Origin of the sequence: Streptomyces sp. AF1A, assembly GCF_047340315.1 — a bacterium.
In the GTDB taxonomy this organism is placed as follows: domain Bacteria; phylum Actinomycetota; class Actinomycetes; order Streptomycetales; family Streptomycetaceae; genus Streptomyces.
The window spans coordinates 1-8,960 of record NZ_JBLEBI010000229.1; the positions used below are offsets into that span (position 1 = coordinate 1).

Annotated in this window: 7 protein-coding genes; 2 read left to right on the forward strand and 5 right to left on the reverse strand. The window is 73.6% G+C overall.

Annotated elements, in window-relative coordinates; translation table 11 throughout:
- From ACLU3S_RS33640 to ACLU3S_RS33655, 4 genes are all read right to left on the reverse strand, one after another.
- Nucleotides 1-3,671: beta-ketoacyl synthase N-terminal-like domain-containing protein (locus tag ACLU3S_RS33640; RefSeq protein WP_413955775.1), on the reverse strand; the 3,671-nt coding region annotated here is incomplete at its 3' end.
- A gap of 520 nt (nucleotides 3,672-4,191) precedes the next feature.
- Nucleotides 4,192-5,091 carry an RICIN domain-containing protein gene (locus ACLU3S_RS33645; protein ID WP_413955776.1) on the reverse strand — a complete coding sequence of 300 codons (900 nt, stop codon included), beginning with the start codon at nucleotides 5,089-5,091 and terminating at the stop codon, nucleotides 4,192-4,194.
- Nucleotides 5,092-5,341: 250 nt separating this feature from the next.
- On the reverse strand, nucleotides 5,342-5,794 hold the full coding sequence (locus ACLU3S_RS33650) for a DUF4442 domain-containing protein (RefSeq protein WP_413955777.1): 453 nt from the start codon (nucleotides 5,792-5,794) through the stop codon (nucleotides 5,342-5,344).
- Between the two features lie 145 nt (nucleotides 5,795-5,939).
- Nucleotides 5,940-6,092, reverse strand: coding sequence for a hypothetical protein (locus ACLU3S_RS33655; protein WP_413955778.1), 153 nt, complete (start codon nucleotides 6,090-6,092; stop codon nucleotides 5,940-5,942).
- A gap of 127 nt (nucleotides 6,093-6,219) precedes the next feature.
- On the opposite strand from ACLU3S_RS33655, the gene ACLU3S_RS33660 reads away from it, so the two are divergent.
- Both ACLU3S_RS33660 and ACLU3S_RS33665 read left to right on the forward strand, forming a co-directional pair.
- Nucleotides 6,220-7,260 carry a hypothetical protein gene (locus ACLU3S_RS33660; RefSeq protein ID WP_413955779.1) on the forward strand — a complete coding sequence of 347 codons (1,041 nt, stop codon included), beginning with the start codon at nucleotides 6,220-6,222 and terminating at the stop codon, nucleotides 7,258-7,260.
- Between the two features lie 291 nt (nucleotides 7,261-7,551).
- Nucleotides 7,552-8,049 (forward strand): hypothetical protein, encoded by a 498-nt coding sequence (locus tag ACLU3S_RS33665; protein WP_413955780.1) that lies wholly within the window; start codon nucleotides 7,552-7,554, stop codon nucleotides 8,047-8,049.
- Nucleotides 8,050-8,124: 75 nt separating this feature from the next.
- Here ACLU3S_RS33665 and ACLU3S_RS33670 read toward each other — a convergent pair whose 3' ends face one another.
- On the reverse strand, nucleotides 8,125-8,958 hold the full coding sequence (locus tag ACLU3S_RS33670; RefSeq protein WP_413955781.1) for a spermidine synthase: 834 nt from the start codon (nucleotides 8,956-8,958) through the stop codon (nucleotides 8,125-8,127).
- Nucleotides 8,959-8,960: the final 2 nt, after the last annotated feature.

The window sequence follows — 8,960 nt, forward strand, 5'->3', positions numbered from 1 at the left end:
AGCTCCGCCGCCTCCCGGTGGGCCGCCGCCGTGTCCCCGCCCCGGAACAGGAACAGCTCGGCGGGCCACGCGTCCAGGGCCTGCCGCGGCGGTACGGCGTCCGGATGGGCGGCCAGCACGGCGTGGAAGTTGGTGCCGCCGAAGCCGAACGCGCTGACCCCGGCGGCGCGTTCGGCGGCCGGTGCGGCCCACGGCTGGGCACGGCTGTGGAAGACGAACGGGCTGTCGCCCTGCGTCCAGGCCGGGTTGGGCCGCTCCAGGTGCAGGGTGGGCGGCTTGACCCCGGTGTACAGGGCGAGGGTCGTCTTGATCAGGCCGGCCAGTCCGGCGGCGCACTTGGTGTGCCCGATCTGCGACTTGACCGAGCCGAGCGCGCAGCCGCCGGGACGGGCGCCGGCCTCGGCGAACACCTCGCCGAGCACGGCGAGTTCGGTGCGGTCGCCGACGACGGTGCCCGTGCCGTGCGCCTCCACCAGCCCGACCTCGGCGGGCGAGACCCCCGCGGCGCGGTACGCGCGTCGCAGCGCGGCCCGCTGGCCCTCGGGCCGGGGAGCGGTCAGACCGCGGGAGCGGCCGTCGCTGGCGGAGCCGAGGCCCTTCACGACGCCGTAGATCCGGTCGCCGTCGCGTTCGGCGTCCGCGAGCCGCTTGAGGACCACGCAGGCCACGCCCTCGCCGAGCGCGATGCCGTCCGCGGAGGCGTCGAAGGCGCGGGAGCGTCCGGTCGGCGAGAGTGCGTGCACGGAGGAGAACAGGACGTAGTCGTTGATGCCGTTGTGCAGGTCGGCGCCGCCGCACAGGACGACGTCGCTGGTGCCGCTGACCAGTTCCTTGCACGCCACGTCGAGGGCGGCGAGGGAGGAGGCGCAGGCGGCGTCGACGGTGTAGTTGGCGCCGCCGAGGTCGAGGCGGTTGGCGATCCGTCCGGAGATGACGTTGGCGAGCATGCCGGGGAAGGAGTCCTCGGTCAGCCGGGGCAGTTGCCCGTCCAGCGCGCCGGGGACGGCGCCGTAGTACGAGGGGAGTACGGCGCGCAGGGTGACGGCGCTGGACAGGTCGCTGCCCGCCTCCGCGCCGAAGACCACGGAGGTGCGCGACCGGTCGAACTCCCGCCCCTCCTCCCCGTATCCGGCGTCCTCCAGTGCCCGGCGGGCCGCTTCCAGCGACAGCAGCTGGACGGGTTCGATGCTGCCGAGGGAGGCGGGCGGGATGCCGTAGCGCAGCGGGTCGAAGGGGATGCGGGGCAGGAAGCCGCCCCACTTCGAGGCGGTGCTGCCGGCCGCGTGGTGCACCGCGGGGTCCCAACGGTCGGCCGGCACCTCGGTCACCGAGTCGCGCCCGGCGACGACGTTCGACCAGAAGGTCGCGAGGTCGGGGGCCTGCGGGAACATGCAGGCCATGCCGACGACCGCGATGTCGAGCGGTGCGGGCGGCGCCGGCTCGGCGGCGGAGCGGGGGCCGGGCGCCTTGGCGCGCGCCGCGAGGAGGCCGAGGGCGCCGTCGGTCACCGCTCGGTGCAGGGCCGCCACGGTGGTGGTCGCCGAGCGCAGGACGGCGACCTCGCCCGCCATGAACATCCCGTCGGCGAGCTGCCGTTCCTCGTCGACGGCGCTCAGCCCGCCGTCGTCCGCCCGCACCAGGCCTTTGCTCGCGATGCGCAGCCGGCCCACGTTGAGGCGTTCCAGTGTCTCCCACACCTGGCGGTCCGGCATGCCGCTCGCCCGCAACCGGGCCTCCCGGTCCCGGTAGTCGTGGGTGAACGGGCTGGGCAGGCACCGGGTCGCATGGCCGGGCGCGGTCTGCAGCAGGGCGGTCGCGTCGGCGGTGAGAACCTGCCGCTGGAAGAGCGGCTGGATGGCGCCGTGCGTGACGGCTTCCTCGGTGAGGAGGTAGGCCGTGCCCATGAGGACGCCGACCGCGGCCCCTCGGCTGGTGAGCGGTGCGGCCAGGGCTGCGACCATCGCCGCGGACCGCTCGTCGTGGATGCCGCCCGCGAAGAACACCTCGAGCTGCCGCGCGGTTCCGTCGTCGGTGTCGGCGTCGGCGTCGGCCAGGAAGTCCTGCAGAACGGTGAGTTGGGCCTCCCACAGCGGGAACGACGCCCGGGGCCCGACGTGCCCGCCGCACTCGGACCCCTCGAACACGAACCTGCGCGCGCCGGCCTCCAGGAACTGCCGCAGCAGCCCGGGCGAGGGCACGTGCAGAAAGGTGTGGATCCCGGCCCGCTCCAGCACCTGCGCCTGGGCGGGCCGCCCGCCCGCGATGACGGCGTGCGTGGGCCGCACCTCCCGTACGGCGTCCAGCTGTGCGCTTCTGACCTCCTCGGGCGCGAAACCGAGCAGGCCCACGCCCCAGGGCCGCCCGTCCAGCACGGCCCGCGCCTCCCTCAGCATCGTCCGGGCCCGCGCGCCGTCGGCCAGGGCCAGCGCCAGAAAGGGCAAAGCCCCGTCCGCGGCGACGGCAGCGGCGAACCCGGCCTGATCGCTGACCCGCGTCATCGGCCCCTGCGCCACGGGCAACCGCGTCCCCAGCGCCCGGCTCATCGCCGAACCCGGGCGCAGGGCGCTGCCGGGGTCCGGGCGGTCCGCCTCCGCAGCCGGTGCCCGAACGGGCCCAGAACCGGCCGCCGCCTCACCCGACTGCCCCGCACCGACCGCCGCCCGAGCCGGTGCCGGAACGGGCCCAGAACCCGCCACCGCCTCACCCGACTGCCGCACACCGTCCGCCGCCGCATCCAGTACCCGAGCGGGACGAGTCCCGTGGGCCCCCTTTCTCGAAACCGCCCCCTTGCCCTCGGTGCGACCGCCCGGCGCGCAGTCCAGCACGCCCCGGATGCTTGCCGCGATTTCGTGCACCACCCTGCGCACGTTCCCCCATCGCTCGGCGAACTCGGCGGCGAGGAAGCCGTCCTGGCCGACGGGGAGCAGGTGGCGGCGCGGGTCCTGGGCGCCGAGCAGCGCGGCGACGGCTCCGGGGTCGTCGGCGGGCGGTTGAGGGGCGTCGGGCATGCGCCGTCTCAGAACCCGGTGTCCGCCCAGTACCACCGTCTCCGAGCCGTCCAGGGACCGCAGCGCCGCCCGGACCGGCTCGGGCAGGCGTGACTCGGGCAGCAGGGCGAGTTGGCTGTCGAGGACGACTCCGGCGGCTCCGCCCGCGACGGCTGCCGCCGCCGTACGCGGGCCGATCCCCCCGCAGGCCCAGACCGGCGATCCACTCAACTCCTCGTCGCCGAGCAGCTGTTGAAGCAGGACGAAGGTACTCAGTTCGCCGACCCGACCGCCGCTCTCGCCACCCCGGGCGATCAGCCCGTGCGCTCCTGCCCGGACGGCCGTCCGGGCCTGCCCGAGATCGGTGACTTCCGCCAACACCTGGTAAGCGTCGGACAGTTGGGCCGGGCACCACGGCGCGTCCGCGGCGAGGACGACGGTGCGGGGGGCGCCCGCCAGGTCCGCGGGGGTCAGGGCGCAGCGCGCGGTCACCCGTACGCCGAACGGCCCGGGCGCCGTCCGTCTCAGCCGGGCCAGTTCCTCGCGGGATCTTCGGTCGCCGGTGCCGAGGTCGAGGACGCCGAGCGCGCCGGCAGCCGAGGCGGCCGCCGCCAGGCCGGCGTCGGGCTCTGCGAACGGGGTGATGCACAGGATCGGATCGAGGGCGCGCACGGGCGAGGTCATGATGCTCCGACACAATCGGCGAGAAAAGCACGGTGGGGGGTTTGTGCGGCGGGACGCTCTGGTGCGAGGGCACCGGAAACTAGCGAGGGGCTACTCACGGGTCAATATCGCCGCGTCCTTTTCGCGCGCGGTGGCCGTGATTCGGCCAGAGCGCCGAATTCGCCGCAAGCGCCACGAAAATCGGTCATACCCGCGACCGGCGCGGAGGCCGGGCCGGTCCGACGCCGCGCGCCGCACCGCCACAAGCCCGTCGAACCGCTCGGCGACTCTCCCAACCTGCTGCCCTTACCTGCTGTCCCTAGCTGCTGCCTCTGCCTACTGCCCCTGCCTGCTGCCTCTGCCTACTGCCCCTGCCTGCTGTCCCCACCTCCCACCCGGCCGCACCACGGCGGGACACGAGGGCCCGATCCATGCCTCCCGGATGACCTCCGCCCGCCGACTCGCACACGGCCCGCCTCTGCCCCCGCTCCCCGCGCACGCGGAAGGGCCGCCCCGGCGAGGCGGCCCTTCGCCCGGCATCTCAGCCGAGCAGCGTGCCGACGGCCCGGCGCCCGCCGGAACCGGTGCCGCCGGCCGCCGAGGCGAGCGCGCCGGGACCCGTTTCACCGGCCGTCGAGGCGAGCGCGTCGGTGACCGGCTGAACGTGGCGCCCCACCGCCTCCACCGCGCCCGCCGCATCCCCGGCGGCGCCCGAAGCCGCGGGCCCGGCCGACGGCGGGTCGGCGTGCACGCCGACCTGAGCGATGCGGGTCTCGCCACCGCGCACGAGCCCCTGGGACCCGCGCCCCGGATACCCGGGCGGCGAGGAATCGCCGTCGCCCCGCCGCCCGGGCGACGCCCCGGGACCACCGGCCCGCACGCCCCGCCGTTCCCCGTCCGGCGCATTCGGTGCCGCCGTCGCATCCGGCCGCCCGCCCTCATCCGGCTCGATCGCCCAGCGCTGCACCCTGGATCCGTCCCGGTCCGCCACGGCGACCCGCGTCGCGGAGCGCCCCGAACCCGCGGCGACCAGGAGCCCCTTGTGCCAGCGGAGCAGGATCTCACCGCCGGCGGCGACGTCGTACGACACCTCCCCGGCGTGGACCACGCAGTCGTCCACCGCGACGCTCTTCGTGCCCGGGTCGGCGACGAGGCAGAGGGCGGGGTCGGCGGCGCTGCGCAACAGCCCGTCGTCCTGGTACGACCACTGCTGCGAGGGGGCGGGCGAGCAGGCCGTCAGCACGGGGCTCGCGCCCGCCGCGACCCGCCCCCCGCGTACGTCCAGGCAGCGCCCCGAGGCGAGGGTGCGCAGGCTGCCGTGGGCGATCTCGACGGGCTCGCCGACCGAGGCGGCCGAGGGGGAGACGGCGGCGCCCCGCGCTCCGGCGCCGCTCGGGCGGGTGGTGTGGCCGGCCGGGGCACCCCAAGTGGCGCCGGGCACGGGGACAGCGTTGTCGTCCGTTTACATGACCAACTGCCCGCCGATGGCCAACGGTTCCGCCTGTCCCCCTACTCCGACTCCCCCGCCCGGGGCTGCCACCTGCGCACCATCTCGCAGCCCGACGGCACTCCCCCGGCACCGGAATCCCCCGGGAAACCCGAGGCTACGCGCGAACCGGCCCACCCAAAGAAAGCCAGGTACGAAGCCGCCGCGCCGGCCCACAGGTTCTCCAGTGTCTTCTGCCTACGGCTCAACCATTCGGCCGCAAGGTCCACACAACCGTCATCTCCCCCGTAATGGCCCCGTCTTCGCGCTGTATGGCGATTCCGACCGGAAACTCCGGCCGACCGCCCGCGTCCAGCTCGGCAATGACATCAGCCGCCGGGCGGCCCAGGGTCGCCGTGGCCGTCACCGGGCCCATGGCCAGCTTCTTGTAGTCGATCTCGGCCCGAACCGCGAGCGGCACCGAGCGCGAGAGCTGATCGCCGAAGGCCGTGAGCACGATGGCCCCACTGGCGGACTCAGCCAGAGTGAACATGGCGCCGGCGTGGGGGCCACCAACGTGATTGTGGTAATCCGGCTGGTCCGGCAGTCGCAAGACGGCACGCTCCGGGGTGACCTCGACGAACTCCAGGTTCAGCGTCCGCACCATCGGAACCGCAGTGGCCAGCATCTCGCCCATCGAGGCGCTCTCAACTGTCATGAGCCAGATGTTACCGGCGGGTAGCGTCGCTGGCCAGCCCCTCACGTTCCAGCTCCCGCCCGGAAGAAGCCCCTCGGGTCACGCATCCCCTCCACAACTGGGATATCTCATTCGGCCCGGAACGCGGGCATGTGGGTATGGGTCGTCACACCCCGGCGCGCGGCCCGCCCACGTGGTTGTGGTGCGCGCCCTGGTCCGGCAGGGACACCACGGCCTGGTCCGCAGTGGTCTCCAGGAACTCCAGGTTCAGCGCCCGGGTCATGGGCACGGTGGCGGCGAGCATCTCGCCGATCGACATCTGGTCCGAGCAGCAGGGGCTGACCAGCAGGGAGACGGCACTCCTTCGCAGCTCTTCCGCGTATCACTACAACCCTGACGACGACCGGTGACCGAACCGTGTCGCCACCGCACTAGGGTTACCGGCCATGTGGCCAGATCAGCAGCCGCCAGGGGGCGCGCAGAACCCGCAGCAGAATCCGTACCAGCAGCCGGGTTACCAGCAGCCGGGTTACCAGCAGGCTGGATATCAGCAGCAGAATCCGTACCAGCAGCCCGGATACCAGCAGTACCCGCAGCCCGGGCAGTACGGGCAGCAGCCGCAGTGGGGGCAACCGCCCACCGTGCCCACGTCCAAGCCGCCGCAGGGCGGCGGCGGCCGTACCAAGCTGATCGCGATCATCGCCGCCGTCGCGGTCGTGGTCGCCGCCGGCGTGACCGGATTCCTGGTCCTCGGCAAGAACGGCGGCGGCAAGGACGACACCGCCCAGAAGGGCGGGCACACGAGCCACTCGCCGACGGCACCGCCCTCGCCCACCTCGTCCGCCAGCGACGACCCGCGCGGCGTCAACACGGAGAAGCCCACCATCGCCGGCTGGAAGGTCGTCGTGAACCCCAAGTGGGGCCTCGCCTACGACGTGCCCGCGGACTGGAGTGTGCAGTCCCCGACCCTGGAGATGGGGTTCGAGGACCGGAAGTCCGACAGCGGCAAGCCTCTCATCGTGATGTCGGGCACGGCCGAGGACCAGCCCAAGTGGTGCACCTCGGACGACGACAAGGACGGCAGGACCGACGACACCTCACTGGCGGCCGTGGGCTCCAAGGGCGCGAGCGGTGCCAAGAGCACCGACCAGATCGCCGTGAACACACCGGCCTGGTGGGTGTACGGCGGCTACACCCAACCGGACAAGAAGAGCATCACCTTCGACAAGAAGGCCAAGCCGTTCACGACAACCTCGGGCATCACCGGCAGTTACGCCTGGGCCCGGTCGCACAACAGCCCGCGCAAGGGCACGTCGAAGTGTGCCAGCGACGGCAAGGCCATCACGTTCGGCTTCAAGAACTCGCAAGGTGACTACGTGTCCTGGAACTTCTACGGCGCCACGGGTGTCAAGGGGGAGGTGCCGGACGCGACCGTCATGAAGATCCTCAGCACGGTCAGGCTGCACGGGACGCCGACGGCGGACTGACCCCGGCGCGCGGACCCGGCCCTCGCGCGAACGGCTGGGTCGTCGCCGCCGCGTTCCCCAGCCGGCGCCGGGCGACGGCGGCCACGAGGGGTGGTGGCCGCCGGTCGGCCCACCCCGGGTGCCGGTCACCTCCAACGCCCTCAACCGCCCCTCACGGGCCGCCGCGTCGCGGCCCCGTCACGCCGGCGGGCTCCCTGCTGCCGACCGCTCGAAACCCCTCCGGCACCCGCCCTCCAGGAGGCCGCCGGTGATAAGACTGATGCCTTTCGTGTCGGTGTCGAGGAGGCGGGCATGTTCGACGAGGCCGGTGAGGACGAGCTCCTGCTCGCCGCGATGATGCAACTCGGTGCGAAGGGCGGCTCGATGGGAGCCGCCGCCAGTGGGGCGGTAACCGGAGTTCACGGAACGGGGGGAGCCGGGGCGCAGGGCGGTGCGCGCGGAGCCGCGCGAGGCTTCAAGTGGACGAAGAAGGACGTCAGTACCGCTGTTGTCGAGTTGTCCGGGACGGTGACGGCAGTCTCCGAGCTGGTGCACAGGACTCTGTCCGACGTCGGGAGTCTCATAGGTGCTCAGGCCCGGGACGGCGGGGGCGTCGCCGTACGAGCGATGGTCGGCATGGGGATGGGGGGCCTGAACCCCACCGTTGTGACGGCTGTCGTGGTCCCAGGACCGGAGGGCGTGGCGGTGGTGCGGCTGCGGGCCGCAGGTCGCGAAGGGCTCATCAAACGGCACCCTGCCGACCATGCCCTGGCGAGGATCACCGATCGGCTGAGGGGCGCCTCGCGCTAGCGGAGGCCGACGGCCGCCCGCCGCCCGCGGGCACGGCGCACGCCATGTCCGCGGCCCCACGCGGCCGGTCCCAGGTCAGCCGATCCCGAACGCGCCGTCGGGAGGCAAGGGCGACGGCACTGCGTCGGCGTCCTGGACCGGACGGGCGGAGCCGATGAAATCCCTCAGGGCCGTGGCGTGTTCGACGCGTGCCGGGAAGACGTCCGCGGCGACCCGGCGGGCCAGCGCGGCGACGTCGAGCGGGCGGTGCGAGGCGGCCAGGACCGCGTTGCCGAACCGGCGGCCGCGCAGCACGCCCGGCTCGGCGATCAGTGCCAGTTCCTCGAAGAACTCTCCCAGCGTGGCCAGTTGGGAGCGGAGGAAGCCGAACGGGGCGGCGTCGGCGAGGTTGGCCAGATAGACCCCGTTGGGCCGCAGGACCCGCTCGGCCTCGCGGGCGTAGGCGAGCGTGGTGAGGTGGGCAGGGACGCGGGAGCCTCCGAAGACATCGGCGATGAGCACGTCGGCGGTGGAGTCCGGCGCGGACTCCAGCCAGGCCCGGGCGTCGGCGGCGTACAGGCTGACACCCGAGCCCTCCGGCAGCGGCAGGTACTCGGCGACCAGTTCCAGCAGCCCCCGGTCGGCCTCGACGACCCGCTGCCGTGAGCCGGGCCGGGTCGCCGCCACGTACCGGGGCAGGGTCAGCGCACCGCCGCCCAGGTGCACCATGTCCAGCGCCTGCCCGGCCTCACCCACCGTGTCCAGCACGTGCCCGAGCCGCCGCGCGTACTCGAACTCGAGGTGCGTCGGCTCGTCCAAGTCCACGTACGACTGGGGCGCCCCGTCGACCGTGAGCAGCCACGCCCGCTCCCGGTCGACGTCGGGCATCAGCTTGGCGGTGCCGTGGTCGGTGGTGCGGGTGACCGGTATCG

Coding starts and splice junctions, on each gene's coding strand:
- ACLU3S_RS33660 (WP_413955779.1), top strand. CDS start 6,220: ATGTGGCCAGATCAGCAGCCGCCAGGGGGCGCGCAGAACCCGCAGCAG.
- ACLU3S_RS33655 (WP_413955778.1), bottom strand. CDS start 6,092: ATGTCGATCGGCGAGATGCTCGCCGCCACCGTGCCCATGACCCGGGCG.
- ACLU3S_RS33650 (WP_413955777.1), bottom strand. CDS start 5,794: ATGACAGTTGAGAGCGCCTCGATGGGCGAGATGCTGGCCACTGCGGTT.
- ACLU3S_RS33665 (WP_413955780.1), top strand. CDS start 7,552: ATGTTCGACGAGGCCGGTGAGGACGAGCTCCTGCTCGCCGCGATGATG.